The sequence below is a fragment of the Shewanella phaeophyticola genome (assembly GCF_025398315.1).
Taxonomy (GTDB): Bacteria; Pseudomonadota; Gammaproteobacteria; order Enterobacterales; family Shewanellaceae; genus Shewanella; species Shewanella phaeophyticola.
On the sequence record NZ_JAODOQ010000001.1, the window covers coordinates 2,991,566 to 3,017,250 of the forward strand.

The following is a 25,685-nucleotide window of genomic DNA, read 5'->3' on the forward strand; positions in this document are numbered from 1 at the left end:
AATAATACCAACACTTCAATACTAATAGCCCAATAAAAAAGAGCATCAGGTGCTCTTTTTTATTGTGTGATAAATGGCTGTTATAAATAGCCTGAATTCAGGATCAGGTTAAATAATAAATCGCTAGTTGCACTCCAATTAATGCAAATATGCCTGCTAAGACATCGTCTATCATAATCCCAAAACCACCGTGGACTTTGGCATCAAGCCAGCGAATAGGCCAAGGCTTAATGATGTCAAAAAAGCGAAATAATATAAAACCAAGTACTAAGTATAGAAAACCAGCGGGCGCAGCGATCATGGTGATCATTAACCCAACCACTTCATCCCACACAATCGCACCGTGATCATGTACCCCCATATCTTTGGCCGCTTTACCACAAATGTAAAAACCAGCAAGCATACTCAATATAGTAATCAACAAGTAATGACCTAAGCTTAATTGCTGCATTAATAGCACTAAAGGCACGGCAGCTAAGGTGCCAAAGGTTCCTGGCGCTTTGGCAACTTTACCACTGCCAAAACCCAATGCAAAAAAATGAATAGGGTTAGTAAGCGACAGTTTGAGTACGAATTTATCTTGAGTCAGTAGTTTCATAAGCCGTCATTTAAAAGTGTTCAAAACCATGCGATACCGGAACAAACGGTTCACCTTGGTCAACCAACTTGAGTTTATCACCGGCACAAATTTGACCGATTTTGACAAATTTAACCCCTGCATGGATCAATGCAGTATCAATCGCTCCGCGTTGAGACTCTGGCACAGTAAATAATAATTCATAGTCTTCACCGCCAGTTAATGCATAACTCAGCGCCTCTTCACGGCTTAAGTTTGCTTTAATGGATGATGATAACGGGATTTGGCTAACATCGATAATTGCACCGACTTTTGAAGCCTTAAGCACATGTTGAATATCGGACACCAACCCATCTGATAAATCGATAGCACTGGTGGCTAAGTTGCGTAAAGCTTGTCCGGCTAACACACGTGGCGTGGGATAGTAATGACGGTTAATCAGGTATTCTTTATCATCGGTGTTAACGATTTTAGCGCCGCGCAAAATATCTAAACCTAAAGCGGAATCCCCCAACGTACCGGTGACATAAACCCAATCACCATTGTTAGCTCCGCCGCGAGTTAACGCACTGCCTTTTATCACTTGGCCATTAATGGTTATAGTGATACTGCGAGTACCACGCGTAGTGTCGCCACCAATTAACGCAATACCGTAATACTCGGCAATTTCAAATAAGCCGTCACTAAATTGTTCTAGCCATTCAGGCTCAACACTCGGTAAAGTAATTGCTAAGGTAAACCACGCAGGCTCTGCGCCCATTGCGGCTAAATCGGATAGATTTACTGCCAGTGATTTATAACCTAAAGCATGGGCTGGAATGTCAGCTAAAAAGTGAACGTTTTCAACTAACGTGTCACAAGATATTGCAATCGATTTATTTTCTGCTGGATTCACTAAAGCACAATCGTCGCCAATGCTAAGTTCAACATCGCGTCTTTTTTGGCCTTTATTGCGGAAGTAATGTTCAATGAGTTGAAATTCTTTCACATTCAGTTTGGTACGGAAAACCGACCACCTTAATTTAGAAACAATTAATAGATATGAAAAACGGCATCCGAAGATACCGTTCTGGTGTTACTTGTGTTTCACTAATTTATCAAGCAAGCCGTTTACAAACTTGTGACTGTCGTCTGCACCGAATGCTTTTGCTAATTCGATACCTTCGTTAATGGCCACTTTAAACGGCACATCTTTACGGAAGGTCAACTCGTAAGTTGCCAAACGTACAATAGCTTTCTCTACTGGTGAAACATCTTCAAAATCACGATCTAAATGTGGCTTTAGTAAATCATCAATCTGTGAAGTTTTAGACGCCACACCTGATAATAATTCACGAAAATAAGCAACATCTACACCGTCAGTGTTCTGTTCAGTTAAAAACTCATGTTCTACGTCAGCAACATTGTTTTTGCTCAACTGCCATGAATAAATGGCTTGAACGGCTAGACGGCGAGCCTTACGGCGCTCTGAAGGTTTCATACTTTTCCTACTATTACAGCTGTTGTTCTAGTTGTTGCAGTACATTAACCATTTCAAGTAAACCAAGGGCAGCTTCGCCACCTTTGTTACCTGCTTTAGTACCTGAACGCTCAATAGCTTGTTCAATGGTATCGGTTGTTAATACACCAAATGAAACTGGTAGATCATAGTCTAAAGCAACTTGAGCTAAACCTTTGTTACATTCACCGGCAACAAAATCAAAATGAGGAGTTCCGCCACGGATCACAGCACCAAGTGCAATGATTCCGTCGAATTTTCCGCTTGCTGCAACACGCTTTGCCGCAAGTGGTAATTCAACTGCGCCAGGAACACGCACAACAGTAATGTTGTCGTCGCTTACCTGACCGAAACGCTTTAATGTGTCTATTGCACCGTCAAGCAGACTTTCAACTAAGAAACTATTGAATCGCGATATTACGATCGCCACTTTGGCATTTTTCGCTTCGATATTACCTTGAACTACGTTCATTCTATCTTACCTAAATTAGCTAAAGCACCCGGCTCGGGGCAAAAAGAGGCGCTATGATATCACAGCCATTAGCCCTGAGCGCTATGCAATTAATGAAATTGTTAAATTTACCGATTACTCGATTTATTCACCGATATAGTCAGTGACTTCTAAGCCAAAGCCTGACAGTGAATGATAACGCTTTGGCGAACTTAATAGGCGCATGGTTGTGACACCTAAACTGGCTAAGATTTGTGAGCCGACACCGACCTGGCGTGACGTACCTTGCCACATTGCTGAAGCCGGTGACTCACCGTTATCTTCAGCTTCAAACGCTTTTACTTTTGCAAGTAATTCGCTTGGATGTTCATTATTACCTAATAACACCAATACACCGCCATCGGCAGCAATTCGCTCCATGGCTTGCTCTAGCGGCCAGCTGCGTTTTTGATCGCGCTCAGAACGCAATAAATCGTTAAAGGTGTTTTGTAAATGAACACGTACCAAACAGTTTGGCTTTACTTCATCTTTAACCATTGCATAGTGTAGTTGATTATCAATCGTGTCTCTAAAGGTAACCATAGTAAATTCACCAAAACGAGTCGGTAATTTACAGGTTGCTTCACGTACAACCGTGGTTTCATTGGTATTACGGTATTCAATAAGATCAGCAATGGTGCCCATCTTAATCCCGTGTTTTTCGCTGAAAACCTCTAAATCTGGACGACGCGCCATGGTGCCGTCTTCATTTAAAATCTCAACAATCACGCTCGATGGCTCACAACCTGCTAAGCGTGCTAAATCGCAGCCGGCTTCAGTGTGACCCGCGCGCGTTAATACCCCACCTTCTTGCGCCATTAACGGAAATATGTGACCAGGTTGCACTAAATCAGACGCTTTAGCTTCTTTTGCTACCGCGGCTTGCACTGTTACCGCACGGTCGTGTGCTGAAATACCGGTTGTGACACCCGCAGCAGCTTCAATTGACACGGTAAAATTCGTTGAAAACTGGGCATTATTATTGGTGACCATTAAAGGTAAATTTAATTGAATACAACGTTCTTTGGTCATTGTTTGGCAAATAAGTCCACGCCCATAGGTTGCCATAAAATTAATTGCTGCTGGGGTAATTTTATCAGCCGCTATGATCAAGTCGCCTTCATTCTCTCTGTCTTCATCATCCATCAAAATAACCATTTTACCTTGACGAATATCTTCAATGATTTCTTCTATACTGTGTAGCGCCATTGTCAGACCTTTATTTATCGATTTATAGTATTTGAATATGTTGGGTACAATTTTTATATGTCATTAGCGTAAAAAACCCGATTTAGCGAGCAGTTCCATTGTCACTCCTGACGTCGGCTCAGGGTTTGCTTCAGGCTGCATTAACCGCTCTAAATAACGGGCGATTAAATCCACTTCAATATTAACGTTATCGCCAACCTTTAACTCTACCAAGGTGGTTTCACCTGCAGTATGAGGCACAATAGTTAATCGAAAACGCGTGCCATCAACTTCGTTGACCGTTAAGCTCACGCCATCAATGGTAATCGACCCTTTATGAGCGATATAACGGCTCAGCGACGCCGGCGCCGACAACCAAAACTCTAACGCCTTGCCTCGATAAGCACACTGCTCAACTTTAGCGATGCCATCAACATGACCGCTAACCATATGGCCACCTAACCTTGTCGTCGCCGTCACCGCTTTTTCAAGGTTTACTTTTTGGCCAACTTGATAACGACTAAAACCCGTTAGCGCGACAGTTTCAGCCGAAATATCTGCAACATAACCGTCTGCCAGGCATTCAACTACTGTTAAGCAAACGCCATTCGTTGCAATACTGTCGCCCAATTTAACGTCGGCTAAATCTAATTTTCCACTCGCAACCGTTAGGCGTATATCGTTACCTTTACGATCAATTTTACGTAATGTGCCAAGGGCTTCGATTATCCCAGTAAACATAATGACTCACTTTTGATTTTGATTCTTTGCTGTCGCTCAGGTTTTACAGTTTGCAACAATTAATAGGTTTTATTATATCTGAGGATATAACGCTTATCTTGGCCTACGCTGCGCTCGTCGATTAATTGCAGGGCAGGTGTTTGCTCCATCGCACTGTAATTAGGAAGCTGCAGCATATTACGACCATGACTACCAAGGATTTTAGGCGCTTGATAAAGCACAATGTCATCCTCCAGTCCTTGAGCCACAAAGGCCCCCGCTAACGTCGCACCGGCCTCGACTAATACTGAGTTGGCCGTTTTCCCCAAATACGTTAACAAGGCCAACAACGGGATTCTACCCGACGAATCACACTCTAGAACTAAAAATGACACATGAGCAGGAAAAGCCGCTTTAACCTCTGGCAGATAATCACACCCTGACACCAGTAAGATCGGACTTTCAATGGCAAAAAGTTGTTGATTTGCGGTTAATCTTGCTCGGCTATCTAACACCACTCTGAGTGGCTGAAAAATTTCACCAGGAGTATGACGAGTGGTTAAGTCGCCCAATGTTTCAAAACGCACATTTAAACTTGGGTCATCGACCAAAACCGTTTCAACGCCAGTAATTAATGCACAGTGGCTTGCGCGGTATTTTTGCACATCTGCGCGCGCAGCAGTGCCGGTAATCCATTTAGACACGCCATTAGACAAGGCTGTTTTGCCATCTAGACTGGCCGCTATTTTTACCGTCACCCAAGGTAAACCGGTTTTCATCCGCTTCATAAACCCAAGGTTTAGCCCGTAAGCTTGTTCAGTTAATAAGCCGACATCAACCTCAATACCCGCCTCTTCAAGCATGGCAATACCACGTCCAGACACTTCCGGGTTGGCATCGGTCACAGCCACAACCACTCTCGCGACGTTGGCATTGATAAGCCCCAATGCACACGGCGGCGTTCGCCCATAATGGCTGCACGGCTCTAAGGTCACATATGCTGTAGCACCTTGAGCTGATAAGCCTTGCTCTTGAATCATCTTAAGCGCGTTAACCTCAGCATGTCCTTGGCCAGCACGTTGATGATACCCTTCACCGATAATTTGCCCTTGCTTGACAATAACGCACCCCACACAAGGATTAGGCCTTGTGGTATAACGGCCTCGTTCTGCCAGCATAATGGCTCGGCTCATCATTTCAATATCGACGCTAGACCAGTTAGACATGGTTGAACTCTCTTTGAATGCCATAAAGCATTACTCATTTATCACAATGGGTAATCATGGCTTGAGGTAGTGATTATTTTTGTAATTTAGCGATAGCTTCGCCAAATTGTGACACATCTTCAAATGCACGATAAACTGAAGCAAAGCGAATATAAGCCACTTTATCTAGGCTCATTAATTGCTCCATCATCAAATTACCAATCATTTCAGAGTCGACTTCACGCTCGCCAGTGGCGCGTAAAGTGGATTTAATTTTACTCAGCGCCTGTTCGATTTCATCAATTGATACCGGACGTTTTTCAACTGCACGCAGCATGCCACCACGCAGTTTTTCTTCATCAAAGGGTTGTCTGGTGCCATCGCGTTTTATCACCCGTGGCATCACTAACTCAGCGCCTTCAAAGGTCGTAAAACGTTCATGACATTCGGTACATTCCCGGCGACGACGAACTTGGTGACCGTCGGCCACTAAACGAGAATCGATGACTTTAGTATCGGTCGCGCTACAAAAAGGGCAATGCATTGAACCTCCTGCAGAAAACAAAATGGCCGCTAAAATTAGCGGCCATTAAAGTTTATCCTATTTGTGGCGCAAGGTTAACCTAAACCTCAACGCCTAAACAATCAAGATTAACCGTATACAGGGAACTTAGCACACAACGCCAATACTTGGCCTTTAACGCGCTCAATGACATCAGTGTTAGATGCATCATCTAAAATGTCACAAATCCAGGTTGTCAGCTCTTTCGCTTCAGCTTCTTTAAAGCCGCGGCGCGTAATTGCTGGTGAACCGATACGGATACCCGATGTCACAAACGGTGAACGTGGATCGTTAGGCACAGAGTTTTTATTAACCGTAATGTTGGCACTGCCTAAAGCCGCGTCAGCTTCTTTACCGGTTAAGTCGCGACCGATTAAGTCAACCAACATTAAGTGGTTTTCAGTACCGCCAGAAACGATTTTGTAACCGCGGGCTAAAAACACTTCAACCATGGCTTTGGCATTTTTAACCACTTGCTGCTGATATACTGTAAACTCTGGCTCTAAAGCTTCTTTAAATGCGACCGCTTTACCCGCGATAACATGCATTAATGGATCACCCTGGCCACCAGGGAATACCGCAGAGTTTAACTTTTTGTATAAGTCTTCATCGTCAGCTGCAGAAATAATAATGCCGCCACGAGTAGACAGCTAATGTTTTATGCGTAGTTGAAGTTACAACGTGTGCATGAGGTACTGGCGTAGGATACACACCAGCGGCAATTAAGCCTGCAACGTGTGCCATATCAACAAATAGGTAAGCACCAATTTTATCTGCAATTTCACGCATTTTAGCCCAGTCAACAATACCTGAGTAAGCAGAGAAACCGCCAATCATCATCTTAGGCTTATGCTCAACCGCTAAGCGTTCCATTTCGTCATAGTCAATTTTACCAGACTCGTCGATACCGTAGGGAATGATGTTGTAAAGTTTGCCAGAAAAGTTAACTGGAGAACCGTGCGTTAAATGGCCACCGTGGGCTAAGTTCATGCCTAACACTGTGTCACCTGGCTGTAATAACGCCATGAATACTGCACTGTTTGCTTGTGAACCAGAGTGTGGTTGCACGTTAGCGTAAGTGGCGCCAAATAACTCTTTTGCACGCTCGATTGCTAATGTTTCAACAACATCAACATACTCACACCCACCATAGTAACGCTTACCTGGATAACCTTCAGCATACTTGTTTGTTAACTGAGAACCTTGCGCTTCCATCACACGTGGACTGGTATAGTTTTCAGACGCAATCAATTCGATGTGCTCTTCTTGACGACAAGTTTCATCTTCAATGGCTTTAAATAATTCTGGATCGTAATCCGCAATATTCATCGCTTTTTTCAACATGGTAGCTCCAACATCATTATCTATATAGTAAGGTTGCGCGGTATTCTACTCTGCAACGATAATTATTCACAGTATAAACAACATGAAATTCACTGTGTTCTCAATACAAAACGATTCATGTTGAATAGCTAATACACTGCCAATCCCCTCAGCGCTATGCACATAAATAAAGCCACAACTGAAAACCTGCAAACGACAGTTGAGTTACGCAAAGAATACAGTAGAATTATCAGCATCATTGTTGACAATTAGACTGAATAAACATGGCTCAATTTGTATATAGCATGCTTCGAGTGGGCAAGATTGTTCCACCTAAAAAGCAAATTTTAAAAGACATTTCGTTAAGCTTTTTCCCTGGCGCAAAAATTGGTGTACTCGGTTTAAACGGCTCAGGTAAATCAACTTTATTACGAGTTATGGCAGGGCTTGATACCGAAATTGAAGGTGAAGCACGCCCAATGCAGGGGCTAAAAATTGGTTATTTACCGCAAGAGCCGCGCTTAAATGAGCAGCAAACAGTACGTGAAGCCATTGAAGAAGCGGTAAGTGAAGCTAAAAATGCCTTAACCCGCCTTGATGAAGTCTATGCCGCCTACGCAGAACCAGACGCCGATTTTGATGCGCTAGCAAAAGAACAAGGCGAGCTTGAAGCGATTATTCAATCGCAAGATGCGCATAACCTTGAACATATTTTAGAGCGTGCCGCCAATGCCCTGCGTTTACCTGAATGGGATGCAAAGATTGAAGTGCTATCAGGTGGTGAACGTCGCCGTGTCGCAATTTGCCGTCTGCTTCTTGAAAAACCAGAAATGTTGTTACTTGATGAACCAACAAACCACTTAGACGCGGAGTCAGTGGCGTGGTTAGAACATTTTTTACAAGAGTATAACGGCACCGTAGTGGCCATTACCCATGACCGTTACTTCTTAGATAACGCAGCCGGTTGGATTTTGGAGCTTGACCGCGGTGAAGGTATTCCGTGGGAAGGTAATTACTCGTCTTGGCTTGAGCAAAAAGATGCACGTTTACAGCAAGAATCATCTACAGAAAGCGCGCGCCAAAAAACCATTGCTAAAGAATTAGAATGGGTTCGCCAAGGTGCTAAAGGTCGTCAATCTAAAGGCAAGGCTCGTATGGCACGCTTTGAAGAGCTGAATACCAATGACTATCAAAAACGCAACGAAACTAACGAATTGTTTATTCCACCAGGACTCTCGTTTAGGGGACAAGGTTATCGAAGTGAATAATCTCACCAAGTCTTACGGTGACCGAGTATTAATTGATAACCTTAGCTTTACCGTACCTAAAGGTGCGATTGTCGGCATTATCGGTGCTAACGGTGCAGGTAAATCAACATTATTTAAAATGATTTCAGGTGCTGAGCAGCCAGACAGCGGCAGTATTTCTGTTGGCGACTCAGTGCAAATTGCATCGGTTGAGCAGTTCCGTGACTCTATGAATGATAAAAATACCGTCTGGCAAGAAATCTCAGGTGGCCTTGATATCATGCGGATCAACAATACCGAAGTCCCTAGTCGCGCTTATGTAGGCCGCTTTAACTTCCGTGGTGGAGATCAACAAAAGATCATTGGTACATTATCAGGTGGTGAGCGAAACCGTGTTCACTTAGCTAAGCTCTTACAAGCTGGCGGTAACGTATTATTACTCGATGAGCCAACCAACGACTTAGACGTAGAAACATTACGTGCACTTGAAGAAGCACTACTTGAATTTCCAGGGTGTGCCATGGTTATTTCCCATGACCGTTGGTTCCTCGACCGTATCGCAACTCATATTTTAGACTACCGTGATGAAGGTCAAGTGAACTTCTATGAAGGTAACTACACTGAATATTCAAACTGGCTTAAAAATACAATGGGCACCGATGTCGTTGAACCGCACCGATTAAAATATAAACGTATTAACAAGTAACGTTTGATTCATTTATAAGTAACAATTGTGTGTAAAACAGAGACTTCGGTCTCTGTTTTGTTTTATACCGGTTTATTTCCGTTTATATTTGTAAATTTTCAATATAAACTCGAAGCTATATCTGCATGTGTCAAAATTTTGTCAATTTATTGTGAGCTAAGCATCACAATCTGTTTGTAAAGGCAAAATAACTTAAGTATTATAAATTATTAACGGATTATTTTGCTCTTTGCTGATTACACTCAGCGTATTACAGAGTGTCGATGGTTCCAGCTTGTAGAGAAATATAATGGAGAGATCAGTGAGATACGGTTCAATTAGCCTTGCTTTATTGTGCTTATACGCAAGTAATTCATTTGCGGCACTCGAAGTCATCACCAAATCAGAAAAACAGACACTTAACCAAATCGAAACCGAGTATGATATCGACAGTCTGCTGATCAATGTTAATGACAAATTCTCTCAACTTAACAAGAAAGCCTATGACGTTGAAGGGCTTAAAAAAGCCATCGCATCAGAACAGCAACGTTATGATGAATTAATCGAAGGGTTACCAGAGGCTATCCGCACAAAGATAACCTTGCCAAACACTTACAAGCAAATTGAAGAGTCAGTCACTTTAGTTGATGAGTTAACCCTAAAAGCAGAACAAGACAGCAAGCGCCTTGAGGCTGAAAAAGAAGAAATCCTGTCTGAATACGAATCCATCAATAAACAGCGTGCGACCAAAAGTCAGCAGTTGTTTAAGCTTAAAACTGATATTACTAACCGCTTGATTGCTGACCTATCAAGATCAAGTAGCACTTTGCCAATTAATATCAATGGTTCGACGGAGTGTTCTAAATACCAAACGATTGCTGATTGTTTAAAAGAATCAAAAAGCAGTATTTTAAGCAGTACCCGTAATGAATCGCCCTTTTTAAATGATAAAAGTGTGCTGCTTTCTTACGAAGTCATCGACGCCAACATGAACATGAAAGGCGGTTTACAATATAAAGTGGCCATGAAGTTCAAGCCATCTTATAACAACAAAATCGATGAAATGCTTAATGAACAACTAGGCTTAAAATCGGCCATGGTCACATTAGTCAGTAACGTGCCTGCAGATTGGTTTGTTAATGGTGTAAAAGTCGGTACCGGTAAAAAGTTGTTCCACGAAATTCCATTAGGCAAGCATGGCATTTTGGCCTCTTACCAAGACCAAGACCAATCAAGTGTCGAAAACATTGAAGGTAATGGTGTATTTAACTACAAGTTCAACAACGTTAAAACAGAAAAAGCGCCAAGCAGCCAAACACCATCTGTAGTGGCAGAGCTACCTAAGGGGATCCTCAAGCCAACAGCAAAAGCAACCCCAAAAACCGCTGACAAACCTAAAGCGAAATACACGCTGTTTTCAGACCAAACCAGCATTAAACTCAGTGATGAAGACGCTAAAAAGACCTCTTCAGACAAAGGCTACGAATACTTTATGGGTGTTTCACCTGCCACTAAAAAGCAAAATATTGAGTTTACAAACGAGCCTATCGAAAAGTAAGCCTTAACACTTTGCTAAACCTTAAAGCCATATCATTCGATATGGCTTTTTTGTTGCGCTAAATAAAACTAAGTGCCTTGTTACAAACAAAACCAAAAGCTTTACATTACTTTACGATAAATTTTACAAAACATAATTACAATATGGCCATATGCTAATTCACAATTTGCGTGCCCTGCGCATTGTTTATAGAGAATTCCCAACATGATTAAGAAACTCGGCTTAAATACGTTTTCAGCAGCCTTTGTGATCGTCGCCTGCAGCGTATTAAGTCCCCATGTTTTTGCAGCCTCTAAGCCTCAACGGGTTGAAAAAATTATCCCCGTTATGACAGCAAATGTTGAACAACATGAGTTATCACAGTCAGTCACACTGATTGGTAAACTCGTCGCCACCGACTCAGTGATGATTGCACCGCAAGTTGGCGGTAAAATCGCTTCCATTGAAGTGACCTCTAACCAACATGTCAGCAAAGGGCAAACCTTGCTCTCTCTTGATAACAGCAAAGCGAAAGCCAATGTATTAGAAGCGCAGGCTTACCACAAAGATGAACTACGTAAACTCAACGAGTTTTTAAAACTTATCAACGTTAACGCCATTACTCAAACCGAAATTGAAGCACAAAAAGCCAGTGTCGACATTGCCCTCGCCCGCCTGCAATCAACACAAACCGATTTGGCCTACCACACAGTAACCGCCCCTTTTAGCGGTAATACCGGCTTGGTCAATTTTAGCCGAGGCAAAATGGTCAGTATGAATGAAGAGTTACTGTCACTAGATGATTTATCAGTACTGCAATTAGATTTACAAGTGCCAGAACAATACTTGTCACTTTTGAGCACAGGTATGCCGGTTAGTGCCAGTAGCAGAGCATGGGCAAACACTACCTTTACCGGCAACATCATTGCAATTGACCCAAGAGTTAACTCGCAAACGCTTAACTTAAACATTCGTAGCCAATTTGATAATAAAAATGGCCAACTAAAACCCGGCATGATGATGTCTGCAACGTTAATTTTTCCGAGCGTTTCAGCCCCTATCGTTCCAGTACAGGCGCTTGAGTACTCAGGCACTAAACGATTTGTTTACGTCATCAACCAAGACAATGTCGCCCAGCGTAAAGAAGTCGTATTAGGCGCAAGGATCAAAGATGAAGTGTTGATTGAGTCTGGCGTCAGTATTGGCGATAGCATCGTAGTTCAAGGGCTAGTGAATATGCGCGACGGGGTTAAAGTGAATGACCTGAGCAAATCAATAAAAACGACACAAAACGACACAAAAGTATTGTCAGATCAGGAGCATAAATAATGTGGTTAAGTGATACTGCAGTTAAGCGTCCTGTTGTCGCTATTGTACTTAGCTTGCTCCTTTGCGTATTTGGTATGGTGTCGTTTTCTAAGCTGGCTGTTCGGGAAATGCCAGATGTGCAAAACCCAGTGGTCACCGTAATGACAACGTACAGTGGCGCCTCGGCCACCATTATGGAAAGTAAAATAACCAAAACGATTGAGGATGAACTCACCGGGATCAGTGGCATTGATGAAATCACCTCAACTACACGTAATGGTATGTCGCGTATTTCGATTGAGTTTGAGCTCGGTTGGAATTTAACTGAAGGTGTCAGTGACGTTCGTGATGCCGTGGCCAAAGCGCAGCGCCGCTTACCCGATGAAGCTGACGATCCTATTGTGTCTAAAGATAACGGCACTGGAGAACCGTCGATTTACGTCAATTTAAGCTCTGAAAACATGGACCGTACGCAATTAACTGACTATGCCCAACGTGTTTTAGAAGACAGGTTTAGCCTCATTACCGGCGTAAGTTCAGTGAATATTTCTGGTGCTTTATACAAGGTCATGTATGTGCAATTAAAGCCACAACTGATGGCGGGCAGAAATGTGACCACCAGCGACATTATCAATGCCCTCAATACTGAAAACCTTGAAACACCGGGTGGTGAGGTTAGAAATGACACTACTGTCATGTCAGTGCGCACCAAACGTTTATATTTTAGCCCCGAAGACTTTGAATACCTTGTGGTGCACACCGCATCAGATGGTACTGCGATATACCTTAAAGATGTCGCCAATGTGTTCATTGGTGCCAAAAACGAAGACTCCACCTTTAAAAGTAACGGTATCGTTAACCTCAGCTTAGGGATTGTGCCGCAGTCAGATGCTAATCCACTGGACATTTCAAGGCAAGTACAACAAGAGGTTGACAAGGTACAAGGCTTCTTACCTACAGGGACCCATTTAGTGGTCGACTACGATGCCAACGTATTTATCGACCGCTCAATCAGCGAGGTATACAACACGCTGTTGATAACTGGGGTACTGGTGGTGTTGGTACTGTATATTTTTATCGGACAAGTCAGAGCAACGTTAATTCCAGCTGTGACTGTTCCGGTGTCTCTCATCGCTGCATTTATGGCAGCTTACAGCTTGGGCTACACCATTAACTTATTAACACTTATGGCACTAATCTTGGCCATTGGTTTAGTGGTCGACGATGCAATTGTGGTGGTTGAGAATATTTTCCATCATATCGAAAAAGGCGAGCAACCCATACTTGCCGCTTACAAAGGGACACGAGAAGTGGGCTTTGCGGTAATTTCAACCACACTAGTACTGGTGATGGTCTTTTTACCTATTTCCTTTATGGATGGCATGGTTGGCCTTTTATTTACCGAATTTTCAGTAATGTTAGCCATGTCAGTGATATTTTCATCACTTATTGCGCTGACACTCACGCCCGTAATGGGCAGCAAATTACTCAAAGCCAATGTGAATAAAAACCGCTTTAACCAATGGGTAGACCGGGGATTTTCTCGGTTAGAACACAATTATCGTCGTATGGTTAGTTTGGCGCTAACATGGCGTGTCGCGGCGCCTGTCGTTATTTTATCGTGTATTGCAGGCAGTTACTTTTTAATGCAACAAGTGCCATCGCAACTTTCACCGCAAGAAGACCGAGGGGTGCTTTTTGCCTTTATCAAAGGGGCTGAAGGCACCAGTTATAATCGTATGGTTGCCAACATGGACATTGTTGAAAGTCGCTTATTACCATTATTGGGACAGGGCGTTGTGAAATCATTTAGCGTAGAAGCTCCCGCCTTTGGTGGCCGCGCAGGCGATCAAACTGGCTTTGCGATTATTCAGCTAGAAGATTGGGCCGACCGCGACATCGATATTAAACAAGCATTAGGGTTAATTAGCCAAACTTTAAAAGATATTCCTGATGTAATGATTCGCCCTATGCTGCCAGGGTTTAGAGGTAGATCAAGTGAACCCGTTGAATTCGTGCTTGGCGGCTCTGATTACGCTGAATTGTTTAAATGGGCGCAAATTATACAGCAAGAAGCCGATGCCAGCCCCATGCTAGAAGGTGCCGATTTAGATTATGCTGAAACCACACCCGAGCTTGTGGTTTCAGTGGATAAACAGCGCGCCGCCGAATTAGGCATTAGCGTATCAGAAATATCAACCACCCTTGAAATCATGTTAGGCGGTCGCAGCGAAACCACTTTTGTAGAGCGAGGCGAAGAATACGATGTGTACCTTCGTGGCAACGAAAACAGTTTTAATAGTGTTAGCGACCTCAGTAAAATTTACTTTAGAAGCTCAAGGGGCGAACTCATTACCCTAGACACAGTCACCCATGTAGAAGAAATTGCCTCACCACAACGGTTAAGCCATACCAATAAACAAAAGTCGATCACCATCAAAGCAAACTTAGGTGAAGACTATACACTGGGTGAAGCCCTAGACTATTTAGAGCAACGTGCAATTGAAATATTACCTACCGAGATTTCAATTGCTTATACAGGCGAGTCAAAAGACTTTAAAGAAAATCAAAGTGGGGTATTGGTAGTATTTGCCCTTGCCTTACTGATTGCTTATTTGGTCTTAGCAGCCCAATTTGAAAGCTTTATTAATCCAGCCGTGGTGATGTTTACCGTACCGATGGGAATTTTTGGTGGCTTTATTGGCCTAGCGCTCACTAATCAAGGCATGAACATATACAGCCAAATTGGCATGATCATGTTAATCGGCATGGTGACTAAAAATGGCATTTTAATTGTTGAATTTGCCAACCAGTTACGCGATCGTGGCTTTGCACTTGATACCGCCATTATTGATGCTTCTGCACGTCGGTTACGCCCCATTTTAATGACCGCCTTTACCACCTTAATTGGCGCAATTCCGTTGATTATGTCAACAGGTGCTGGCAGCGAAAGCCGCATCGCAGTGGGAACTGTGATATTCTCCGGCATGGCATTTGCTACTTTTGTAACCTTATTGGTAATCCCAGCCATGTACCGTTTAATCTCGGTTTCAACTCACTCCCCGGGTATGTTGAAGCCCAATTGAATGACGCCATTGCCGCACAAACGGCACAACAGCCTTAATTAACATAGGTGTGATAATGACTAACATTGCAGTATTTGTAGACGTACAAAATATTTATTACACCTGTAAACAAGGCTTTGGCCGCTCATTTAATTACCGCGCACTGTATCAACAATTAGCAAAGCGCGGTCACATTAGCCATGCCATCGCTTATGCGATAGCCCCAGCCGATGACGGACAAATAAAGTTTCAAGATGCCTTAAAACATATTGGGTTTACGGTAAAAACTAAGCCTTATATTCAACGAAGTGATGGCTCAGCCAAAGGCGATTGGGATGTGGGGATCACCATCGACATGCTCGAGATAGCCCCAACGGTTGATGAAGTAATCTTGTTGTCTGGCGACGGTGACTTTGATCTATTATTGAAAAAAATAAACCAAAGCAGCCAATGCTACACTCATGTTATTAGTGTTGAACGCTTAACGGCCAAGTCGCTCAGTGATCAATGCCAGCAATTTACCCCTATAGACAACACGTTATTGTTGTAATAATTTGCGCCTAAGCCTTATTTAAGATACAACTTATCGACAGTTTTTTTTACAATACCTCATATCGAATAATGAGTTGAACTAACACGATAAACATCGTTGCTGAAGATAAGGTTTTTAATGGGTTTCTTTTTTCGCAAATTAATACATAACCTATGTGGAATATTAATTTCACTTTCCATTATATTCAGTGTCTCAGCAAATCAATATCAAATTGAACGCTTAAATATTTCTGACGGTTTACCATCAGCATTAGTGACAATGATCTATCAGCAAAAAAATGGTTTTTTATGGTTTGCGACTGATTCAGGAGTAAGCCGCTACGATGGACAAGAGTTTATTCACTTCCAATTTTCTCCGGGCGCTAAAAGACATATATCCAATAATTTTGTTACCGATGTGATTGAAGATAGCCAGGGAAATATTTGGTTTGCTACTGAAGATGGGCTAAATCAATTAAACCCAGACGATCAATTAACCACTTATCCATTAAGTTCTGAACCATTCGACCAAAATACCAATTGGATAACGAAACTCTACCAAGACTCAAGCAATCATTTATGGGTAGGTACCGGTAGCGGATTACAATTTAAATCGGCCAACTCGACTCAATTCACTGCGATTCCTTTATACCTCAATCAACAAAAAATCGCCGTAGAAACCTCAATTTACAGTATTGTTGCTGACCAACAACAGCGGTTATGGGTAGGCACTGATTTTGGCTTAGCCGTGTTAGAACCAAACACTCACGCATTGCACTTATTTGAGCCCAATATGGCTGACAATAACAGTAATGAAGCACCTATGCCTATTGCTGCCAAAACGTTATTTAACGACTACATACTCAGCAGTGAAGTGGCCGACGATGGAATAATTTGGTTTGGTACACAAAATTATGGCTTAATCCGCTTTAAACCTTTAGATAAAAGCTATCGGCACTATTATGCTCAAGCCAAGCCACAACAAGGCACTATAGAGAGTAATTATATCAGTAGTATTGCCGTTGAGAATTCACAAACGATTTGGGTAAGCACTAATAAAGGTGTTGGGGTGCTTTCGCTAGCCACTGACACATTTGCTTGGATTACGTCCCAAGCCTTTAATGAGCACTCCTTACCAAGCGACTTTGTCGATGACGTATTTATTGATTCATCAGGCCTTGTCTGGTTTGCATCGACTCAAGGTGTGGCATATTACAGCCCCTTAAAACAGGCCAGTCGAATGTATAAACCGTTAGCGAATAATTCTGAATTATCGGGAGAAAATGTTTTTGCTCTTTCGGTCAACAAACAACATCACGTTTGGGTGGCATCTAACAATGGTTTAGATATTATAGATTTACAGAAAAAACAAGCCACTTTATCCCCTCTAACCAATGAGTCAGATAATACATTAACGGGCAGTATTTGGAACGTACAAGTTGATGACGCTAACAATGTATGGGCATCGCATGAAAAAGGATTAAGTTATTTCGGTGCTAACAGTAAGCAAGTCACCCACTTCAGTAATGCGCCTGGCAATCCTTATGGGTTTCCTAATACCGACTTTTACACCGTCACGCCTGACAATAAAGGGAACGTTTGGGTAACCGGCTATTTAAATGCTGGCGTCATGTTATTTAGCCCAACTGAAGGATTACTAAAGCATTATTTTAATAATAATGAAAACCTCTATACTTCTGGCGGTAATTTCACCTTTGATGCGATTATTATTGATACTGGAGAATTATGGCTTGCTACCACTAATGGCATTTTTATTATTGATTCAAACAGCGATAAAACAACACACTTAAGCTTAGGTAATGACCGCGAAAATATTCGAATAAGCGGCATTTACCAAGATGAGCAAGGCATTATTTGGGCGTCCACTCAAGGGCTTGGTTTAGCTAAAATCACCCCAACTACCAAAGAAAATACCCCATACAATATTGAATACATTACCCGCAAAGACGGCCTAACTGATAATCGTCTTAAAGCTGTAACCGGAGATTCTCAAGGTAATTTATGGATTACCAGTCGCCAAATGTTAACGCAATACGATATCCAAACAGGCACTATCACCCATTACCCAAGTGCAATTAATCATAGTAATTTAATTTTTAACGAAGCAGCGATAAGCTTGACTGGTAATCAACTTGTTATGGGCTCGAATAAAGGTTTAATTCAAATTGATATCACCCAAATTAGTCAAAATCATTTTATTCCACCAGTGCACATTACCGCTGCTAATATCGCCAATAAATCTTTCGTCAATATCAACAACAATAAAGCCGTTGAAGCTGTCACAGTGGATTATGATCATAATATGATTCAGTTTTCATTTGCATCATTAGATTTCACCGCTCCTGAACAAAATAAATTTCGCTTTATGCTCGAAGGTTTTGATCAAGACTGGATTACCACCCAACAACACAATGCCATGTACACCAACCTCCCCGCCGGTGACTATACCTTTAAAGTACAAAGCACTAATAGCGATGGGATCTGGAGCCCCAAACAGGCAGAATTTGCTTTTAGTATCAATCAAGCATGGTGGTTTTACGCGTTAATAACCTTAGCCATTACCGTTTGTTTAATGTTGATGTTATTTGTGTTGTCTCGATTTAAACAAATTAAAGAGTTAAGCAACCGCGCCAATTACGACAGCTTAACCGGATTAGCTAATCGCTTTTATTTTAATCAACAGTTATCAAGGTTAATTAACACCCCCAACCAAGCCTCAGCGGTCGTGTTTATCGATTTAGATCATTTTAAAGAAGTGAATGATTCTATGGGACACGACATTGGTGATGAACTCATTATCCAAGTGGCTAACCGCTTACAGCACTGCTTAAAACATCAAGATGTACTAGCCCGCTTAGGCGGTGATGAGTTTGCGTTAATTATTCAATATGAACCAGATGAAAATAGACTTAACCAAGATTTAGTCAATATTATCGAACGGATCCGAACCTCACTGAACGCGGGCTATCAAATCAATGAGTTTTGGTTAAACAGTTCTGCCAGTATAGGTGTTGCCTGTTATCCACATGACGGTAAAGATGCAAAAACATTATTAAAGCATGCGGATACGGCTATGTATGCTGCTAAACAAAATGGTCGTAATGGCAGTTATTTTTTCAACGAAAAACTGTCTACGGCGCTATTAGAGCGGGTATTAATTAAAAACCAACTTAATAATGCCCTTCCCGAAAACCAGTTAGTGGTGTATTACCAGCCAAAATGTTGTGTCCACACTCAAAGCATATTGGGACTTGAAGCCCTAGTTCGTTGGCAACATCCTACCGATGGTTTGGTTTCTCCTACGCGCTTTATTGACCATGCAGAAGACAGCGGATTAATTATCGACATCGGATTATGGGTACTGTACTCAAGCTTGCCATCAAGGTTATCAATGGCACCAGCAAGGTATTCTTAATGGCAACATTTCGGTCAATATATCGCCGCTACAATTATCTCAGCCAACCATAGTTGAAGACATCGCCTTGATATTGCAGCAAAGCCAATTTCCGGCACAGATGTTAGAGCTTGAAATCACAGAGTCATTATTAATTACCGATATAAAAGCGGCTAAGGCTGTGTTATTCCAACTGAAACAGCTTAAAGTACGTATCGCACTCGATGACTTTGGTAAGGGCTACTCTTCATTAAACTATTTAACCCAGTTTCCTATTGATACCTTAAAAATAGATAAAGCCTTTATTAACTCTATGTTGCCGATAGAGACCAGTAATATTGTACTGAAAAATATTATTAAATTAGGTAACGAGTTGCAGCTAGATGTCATTGCTGAAGGGGTAGAAACACATGCTCAATTAGTTAAGCTTAAGCATTACCAATGTAAAATTGTGCAAGGTTTTTTATTCAGTCCTGCGCTTAATGCGTTCGCGACACAAAGCTTGCTCAAACAAAGTCATATCATGAGCGATCAATTGGTGTGATCAACCCTAGGGTCTGTTGATCTTTCAAGATTGTTTTTGCAGCGAATTGTTGGCCTTTTATACAAGGCAGAGACTTTGAGGTGTAGTTATTCTACATAAAAAGTCGATAACGCAGTAAAAATGGCCAACAAACGCTGCCTGAAAGGTTCGGCTAAAAACGTTTTACTCTTTGTTGAATGATTCTTTGCAAATAAAGAGTTGCTTAGATGACTAGGCATCAATCCATTCGCCTCGATTAAAACGTTTTTAACTCGAACAAAATTCAAACAGCAAAGATCAACAGACCCTAGAGAACTGAGCCTTAACGAGGGCTTGTCAGTAGCGTTGAATATCCCTTTCTCAATAATAATGCTATGATCTCAGTGAAACAAATGGATTATTCAATAAAGGAATATATGCTGGTCACCGCTTTTCAAAACGTCTTATTGGCTCTATTTTCAGCGTACAACTTCTCTCACAAACTGCCAAAAAAAATAGCGGCCACTGTGATGCTTTGTTGTATGTTGACGCTTCCCACTATGGCATATTCTGAACAACTAAAAGTCACCTTAGCTGCAGAAGACGGCTGGCCTCCTTTTGCCGATGAATTTGGCCGCGGTATTTCCCATCATTTAATTCACCAAGCCTTTAAACAAGTTGATGTGGCAGTCTCAACAATCGTAGTACCTTATACTCGCGGATTGGTGATGACCGATCGGGGCTCTGTTAATGGCGTCTTTAATGTCACTAAAGAAAAAAGCACACTCAAACGCTTTGTATTTGGCCTGGAGCCCTTATTTACCGTCAATGCCTCTTTTTTCTTTGCTAAATCACACCCCACCAGCGTCAGTGATAAATGGCACTTACCAGTAGGCAGTGTGGTAGGTATTATTGATGGCTATGAGTACGGAGATGAATTTATTCAACTGATTGAAAAGCGCCAGTTACGTATTACCAAAGTTAACAGCCAACGCCAATTGATTAATTTACTACTGGTTGGCCGTATTGACAGCGCCATCATGTTTGACATGGTCGCTGATGTGTATATTGAACAAATGGGTGTAGGCAAAGACATTAACGCAGAATTTAATAACCACACCAGTGAAATATTTGTCGCTTTCTCAAAGAAAGATCCTCAAGCGGAGCAATGGAGTAAGCTACTCGACAAAGGGTTACAAACATTAAAACAACAAGGACACTATCAGCAATTATTGGTTCCGCTAGACTAATTATTTACCAAGGTTAACTCACAATGAGCACAACAACTTTACCTGTTACACCGCGTTACAGCCCAGAGTACCGCTTTAATGTGCAAATTTATTACGAAGATACTGATTTTTCTGGCGTAGTATATCACCCCAATTTTTTGAAGTATTTCGAGCGCGCGCGCGAGCATGTCATCGGCGCAGAAATATTGCATAATTTATGGCAGCAGCAACAGTTAGGCTTTGCTGTGTATCGCACTGATATGGTGTGCCATGACGGGGTTGAATTTGCAGATATCATTGACGTGCGTACCCAATTTTACTTTGAAAGTAAATTTCGTACAGTGTGGAAGCAATCTATTTGGCGACCAAATGCCACTAAAGCCGCGGTAACAGCCACAATCGAGATGGTATGCATGAACCAAAAGCGTCAGTTAGCCCCCATGCCTCCGGCGTTAATTAGTCAGTTATCGGCAGGTATGGCGTAAAATAAACCAGTGCAATAAACCGTTTAGGCAGATAAATGATTAAGCTGCGGGTAGATGTGTTCAAACTCTTGTGCGGTGGCGGGCTTGGCAAAATAGTCGCCTTGAATAGTATCAACGCCATAGGTTCGTAACGTGTCTAACACCGACTTAGACTCTACTCCTTCTACCGTCACTTCAAAATCTAAGCTTTTAGCCAACTCAATGCTGGTTTTAACAATTTGTTTGGCGGCGTGGGTCGTTTCAAACTCATCTAAAAATGCTTTGTCGATTTTAACTTCATCCACCGGTAAAAAGCGTAAGTAAGCTAACGATGAATGGCCGGTACCAAAATCATCAATGGCAATTTTAACTCCAATGTCACGCAGCTGATTTAGTGTCACTATGGTTTGCTCTAACGACACCATTAAGGCACTTTCGGTAATTTCAATCATGATGCATTCAGCTGGCACTAAATATTGGGTAAGTTTAGTGGCAACATCATTGGCTAAATTAGGGTTATCGAGATCAGTTGATGATAAATTTAATGCGACCTTGACGTAAATTCCCATTTCACGCCATTTAGCTTGTTGGGCGACGACGGTGTCTAATACCCAGGCACTTAATAAATCAATCATGCCTGTTTGTTCAGCCAGCGGAATAAACTCACTGGGAGAGAGATGCCCTAGCCCCTCGTGGTGCCAGCGAATTAACGCTTCTACTTGTTGGCACTGACCACTTTCAATATCAAGTTTTGGTTGGAATACCATATACAATTGATTGTGTTTTAAGCCGTTGGGTAGCCCATTAATAATCAATAATTCACGGTATTGAGCTTTGTCGTCATCTTGATCATAAAAAGCAATAGGCTGTTTTAATTGCTTGGCTTTTTTCAGTGCCAAATCAAGGCGCCTTAACATCAAACTCACATCAGCATGGTGTGCACTCAGTGATAATACCCCTAACTGCATTTTGATACTGATGGGCTGTCGCTCTATTTCAAAAGGTTGTTGTAAATCGTTTTTAATGGTTAACAGCTCAGTTAAGGTTAACTCATTAGGGAAAAACAATAAAAACTCATTGCCATTCATTCGGGCAATAAATTGTGGTTTATGGGCTAAGTGTTCGATGCGCTTGGCAAACGCTTTAAGGAGTTTATCGCCAAATATAAAGCCAAATAAGTCATTCACAAATCTAAATTGCTTAATGTCCACCAGCACTAGCATGCCCTCTGACACTGGCATTTTAGCGAGCATTTTACGTTTAAAGCCAACCCGATTAGTTAATCCGGTTAATTTATCTCGTTCGGTGCTGAACAGGCTAGATTGATATATTTGATTAAGGACTGAGGTCAGGGGTTTTAACGAGGAAGATGATGTATCAAAGGTAAATGAATCTTGGTTGAGCATTTGTAATTGCAGAGCATGGGTCAATTGCTGCAGGGCACGATGCTGACGTAAATGCATACCCCCAATAATCGCGGCTATTACTCCGATCAAGCACAACAAAATGAGCAGCAAATTGTCCATTAACCTATCATCATTAATAAAGTGTTCTATTAGTCATTTTCAGGATATACCATCCTTAAGCATCAACCTAGACGCTATTATCATTTATCGACTAAAGTGCTATCGATGGCAAGCTAATAGCACACAGCCCATACACCCAGCAAAGCACCGTTACTCGTAGCTTTGCTTAATAGAATGATACATATCAATGAACTCGTCACTGGCTAAGTCTTCGGGCGTGACAGGTAATCCGCGCTCAGCAAATACCCCTAAGCGTTCATCTAACTCTTCACCTGCTCGTAATTCACCAGTATAGAATGCCGCAGAGCGAATAAAGTCTAAATAAGTGACTTTTTCAGGCATGTAATGTAAGTCAGCCCAACGTTCGACCACTTCCATCACCTCTGGGGCAAAGTCCCATGTTTTTAATACAGCGCGGCCGATAGGCTACTTGCATTTTGCGCACAAGACTGCGTAACTGTTCAATTTTACTGCAAAGCTCAGGGTGGATCTCCGCTTCGGTTAGCACAGGGAGCGCACCAATATTATGCACTAATCCGGCCAGCGTTAAGGTGTCACGATCGAGGCGTTTGGTCGGATTGCGCTTGTTGTATATTTCTAGCATCGCACAAGAAGAAGCCGTCACTTCAATTGATGTTTTCCATACTTCATCCATCACTTCCCATACCATTTCGTTGGTCGAAATAAACAACTGCTCCATTGCGACTGAGGTAGTAATAGATTTAATTTGCACTAAACCAATGCGGTTAACGGCGGCGCTAATACTCTCGGCTTTGTTGCCGCGAGAGTATAACGCGCTGTTAGCCACTTTAATGATTCGTGCTGAGATAGCCGCATCTTGGCCAATAACATCACCAACTTGCTTGAGACTTGAATCTTTACGCGCCACCACCTCTTGAACTCGCATAGCCACTTCTGGCAATGTTGGTAACACCAACGCATCGTCTTTAAGCTTTTTTAATAATCCAACCAAGAGTTGATGTTCGGTAGACATGCGCTCTCCATAAAATAAAATTTACAATTTCTAAGATTATATACCCAAACACATTCAGTTTGCGATGACTCAAAAACAGCAAGCTCAATTAATTGTGTATTTTTAATGATTGCAGCACCTCGAATCTCAATCGGCCATCAAAAGTACAACTCATCTCACAAATCCTGCGGCTATATTTGTTCTCACTAATGTCCTTAAGTAAGCTTGCGCCCCTGTAGATGTCAACCTTGTTCTAAGCCGAGAAAACTATGTTTAAACCTGAATTATTATCGCCTGCTGGCACGCTTAAAAATATGCGTTATGCCTTTGCTTATGGTGCCGATGCTGTTTATGCCGGCCAACCTCGCTACAGCTTACGGGTGAGAAATAATGATTTTAAAATGGAAAACCTCGCCACAGGGATAGAAGAAGCCCATGCACTAGGCAAAAAGCTGTATGTTGTCAGTAATATTGCGCCGCATAATGCCAAACTGAAAACCTATATTAAAGATATGGAACCAGTGATTGCCATGAAGCCCGACGCGGTCATTATGTCTGACCCAGGGTTAATTATGATGGTACGTGAGGCGTTTCCTGAACAAGTGGTACATTTGTCTGTACAGGCCAATGCCATTAACTGGGCGTCGGTAAAGTTTTGGCAACAACAAGGGATTAAACGCGTCATTTTATCGCGTGAATTATCATTAGATGAAATTGAAGAAATCCGCCAACGTTGTCCAGATATTGAGCTTGAAGTGTTTGTTCACGGTGCACTTTGCATGGCGTATTCTGGCCGCTGCTTATTATCGGGATACATCAATAAACGTGACCCTAACCAAGGCACTTGCACAAATGCCTGTCGTTGGAAATATGATGTGCACCAAGCACAGCAAACCGAAACCGGTGACGTTATTGCCCTTCCCCCAGAAGTACAAATTGAAACACCAACATTAGGGGCAGGTAAGCCGAGTAGCGAGATTGTATTATTACAAGAAGCTGGCCGTCCTGGCGAATACATGCCAGCATTTGAAGATGAGCATGGCACTTATATTATGAATTCAAAAGATTTACGGGCGATTCAACATGTCGACCGTTTAACCCGCATGGGCGTTGATTCATTAAAAATTGAAGGTCGTACCAAGTCTTTTTATTATGTCGCTCGTACCGCTCAACTTTATCGTCAAGCGATTGAAGATGCTGTTGCAGGTAAAGATTTTGACCGCACCTTAATGAATAACCTTGAAGGTTTAGCGCATCGTGGCTATACCGAAGGCTTTTTGCGTCGCCATGTGCATGACGAATATCAAAATTACGAATATGGCCACTCAGTGAGTAACAATCAACAATTTGTAGGTGAGTTTACCGGTAAACGTAACGCTGACGGTCAAGCTGAGATTGACGTTAAAAATAAATTCTCAGTGGGCGACAGCGTTGAAGTGATGACAACCGAAGGCAATTTTGTTATCTCTATTGCATCATTAGTCAATCGCAAAGGTGAGCAGATAGACGCGGCCTTAGGTTCTGGTCATTTTGTGTTTATGGATATTCCGCAAAATATCAATGTTGAACGAGCCATGCTAATGCGCAATTTACCCGAGGGAGTGGATACACGAAACCCTCATCAACCAGGTTAATAATTT

Annotated in this window: 17 protein-coding genes and 4 pseudogenes; 10 read left to right on the forward strand and 11 right to left on the reverse strand. The window is 42.1% G+C overall.

All coding sequences use genetic code 11. The features are described from left to right. Positions 1 to 103 precede the first annotated feature (103 nt). The 9 genes and pseudogenes from N4T56_RS13865 to glyA form a co-directional block, all read right to left on the reverse strand. Positions 104 to 598: a phosphatidylglycerophosphatase A family protein gene (locus tag N4T56_RS13865; RefSeq protein ID WP_261733639.1), complete on the reverse strand. Its 495-nt coding sequence runs from the start codon at positions 596 to 598 to the stop codon at positions 104 to 106. A 10-nt stretch (positions 599 to 608) separates the two neighbouring features. Then, a complete protein-coding gene (gene thiL / locus N4T56_RS13870; protein ID WP_261733640.1) occupies positions 609 to 1,565 on the reverse strand; it encodes a thiamine-phosphate kinase in 957 nt (318 codons plus the stop codon). Positions 1,566 to 1,652: 87 nt separating this feature from the next. Then, on the reverse strand, positions 1,653 to 2,057 hold the full coding sequence (gene nusB / locus N4T56_RS13875; RefSeq protein ID WP_188917351.1) for a transcription antitermination factor NusB: 405 nt from the start codon (positions 2,055 to 2,057) through the stop codon (positions 1,653 to 1,655). A 13-nt stretch (positions 2,058 to 2,070) separates the two neighbouring features. Beyond that, positions 2,071 to 2,547: a 6,7-dimethyl-8-ribityllumazine synthase gene (gene ribH, locus N4T56_RS13880; RefSeq protein ID WP_188917349.1), complete on the reverse strand. Its 477-nt coding sequence runs from the start codon at positions 2,545 to 2,547 to the stop codon at positions 2,071 to 2,073. Between the two features lie 123 nt (positions 2,548 to 2,670). Then, positions 2,671 to 3,774 (reverse strand): bifunctional 3,4-dihydroxy-2-butanone-4-phosphate synthase/GTP cyclohydrolase II, encoded by a 1,104-nt coding sequence (gene ribBA / locus N4T56_RS13885; RefSeq protein WP_261733641.1) that lies wholly within the window; start codon positions 3,772 to 3,774, stop codon positions 2,671 to 2,673. Between the two features lie 63 nt (positions 3,775 to 3,837). Further along, positions 3,838 to 4,494 (reverse strand): riboflavin synthase, encoded by a 657-nt coding sequence (locus N4T56_RS13890; protein ID WP_188917345.1) that lies wholly within the window; start codon positions 4,492 to 4,494, stop codon positions 3,838 to 3,840. A 59-nt stretch (positions 4,495 to 4,553) separates the two neighbouring features. Continuing rightward, positions 4,554 to 5,699 (reverse strand): bifunctional diaminohydroxyphosphoribosylaminopyrimidine deaminase/5-amino-6-(5-phosphoribosylamino)uracil reductase RibD, encoded by a 1,146-nt coding sequence (ribD, locus tag N4T56_RS13895; RefSeq protein ID WP_261733642.1) that lies wholly within the window; start codon positions 5,697 to 5,699, stop codon positions 4,554 to 4,556. Positions 5,700 to 5,772: 73 nt separating this feature from the next. Next, a complete protein-coding gene (gene nrdR, locus N4T56_RS13900; RefSeq protein WP_188917341.1) occupies positions 5,773 to 6,222 on the reverse strand; it encodes a transcriptional regulator NrdR in 450 nt (149 codons plus the stop codon). A 107-nt stretch (positions 6,223 to 6,329) separates the two neighbouring features. Then, positions 6,330 to 7,584: pseudogene (gene glyA, locus N4T56_RS13905) on the reverse strand (serine hydroxymethyltransferase). Positions 7,585 to 7,847: 263 nt separating this feature from the next. Between glyA and ettA the strand changes: the two are divergent. From ettA to N4T56_RS13955, 9 genes and pseudogenes are all read left to right on the forward strand, one after another. Further along, positions 7,848 to 9,516, forward strand: a pseudogene (ettA, locus tag N4T56_RS13910) (energy-dependent translational throttle protein EttA). Positions 9,517 to 9,817: 301 nt separating this feature from the next. Next, the gene (locus N4T56_RS13915) at positions 9,818 to 11,053 is read left to right on the forward strand and encodes a hypothetical protein (protein ID WP_261733643.1); all 1,236 of its coding nucleotides are present in this window, start codon (positions 9,818 to 9,820) and stop codon (positions 11,051 to 11,053) included. Positions 11,054 to 11,257: 204 nt separating this feature from the next. Then, a complete protein-coding gene (locus N4T56_RS13920; RefSeq protein ID WP_261733644.1) occupies positions 11,258 to 12,361 on the forward strand; it encodes an efflux RND transporter periplasmic adaptor subunit in 1,104 nt (367 codons plus the stop codon). Next, positions 12,361 to 15,464: pseudogene (locus N4T56_RS13925) on the forward strand (multidrug efflux RND transporter permease subunit). The gene N4T56_RS13920 and the pseudogene N4T56_RS13925 overlap by 1 nt, the downstream one beginning before the upstream one ends. Positions 15,465 to 15,481: 17 nt before the next feature. Next, positions 15,482 to 15,955, forward strand: a complete 474-nt coding sequence (locus N4T56_RS13930) for a LabA-like NYN domain-containing protein (protein ID WP_261733645.1) — start codon at positions 15,482 to 15,484, stop codon at positions 15,953 to 15,955. A 120-nt stretch (positions 15,956 to 16,075) separates the two neighbouring features. Continuing rightward, positions 16,076 to 19,372 carry a diguanylate cyclase domain-containing protein gene (locus N4T56_RS13935; RefSeq protein WP_261733646.1) on the forward strand — a complete coding sequence of 1,099 codons (3,297 nt, stop codon included), beginning with the start codon at positions 16,076 to 16,078 and terminating at the stop codon, positions 19,370 to 19,372. A gap of 7 nt (positions 19,373 to 19,379) precedes the next feature. After that, positions 19,380 to 19,895, forward strand: a complete 516-nt coding sequence (locus N4T56_RS13940) for an EAL domain-containing protein (protein WP_261734834.1) — start codon at positions 19,380 to 19,382, stop codon at positions 19,893 to 19,895. A 395-nt stretch (positions 19,896 to 20,290) separates the two neighbouring features. Then, positions 20,291 to 21,103 (forward strand): substrate-binding periplasmic protein, encoded by an 813-nt coding sequence (locus tag N4T56_RS13950; protein WP_261733647.1) that lies wholly within the window; start codon positions 20,291 to 20,293, stop codon positions 21,101 to 21,103. 23 nt (positions 21,104 to 21,126) lie between these two features. Further along, positions 21,127 to 21,567: a thioesterase family protein gene (locus N4T56_RS13955; RefSeq protein WP_261733648.1), complete on the forward strand. Its 441-nt coding sequence runs from the start codon at positions 21,127 to 21,129 to the stop codon at positions 21,565 to 21,567. Positions 21,568 to 21,590: 23 nt separating this feature from the next. On the opposite strand, the gene N4T56_RS13960 is transcribed toward N4T56_RS13955, so the two are convergent. Both N4T56_RS13960 and N4T56_RS13965 read right to left on the reverse strand, forming a co-directional pair. Next, the gene (locus N4T56_RS13960) at positions 21,591 to 23,072 is read right to left on the reverse strand and encodes a putative bifunctional diguanylate cyclase/phosphodiesterase (RefSeq protein ID WP_261733649.1); all 1,482 of its coding nucleotides are present in this window, start codon (positions 23,070 to 23,072) and stop codon (positions 21,591 to 21,593) included. A gap of 150 nt (positions 23,073 to 23,222) precedes the next feature. Then, positions 23,223 to 24,066 (reverse strand): annotated as a pseudogene (locus N4T56_RS13965) (HDOD domain-containing protein). A 248-nt stretch (positions 24,067 to 24,314) separates the two neighbouring features. Between N4T56_RS13965 and trhP the strand changes: the two are divergent. Continuing rightward, positions 24,315 to 25,679, forward strand: coding sequence for a prephenate-dependent tRNA uridine(34) hydroxylase TrhP (gene trhP / locus N4T56_RS13970; protein ID WP_261733650.1), 1,365 nt, complete (start codon positions 24,315 to 24,317; stop codon positions 25,677 to 25,679). The last annotated feature ends 6 nt before the right edge of the window (positions 25,680 to 25,685 follow it).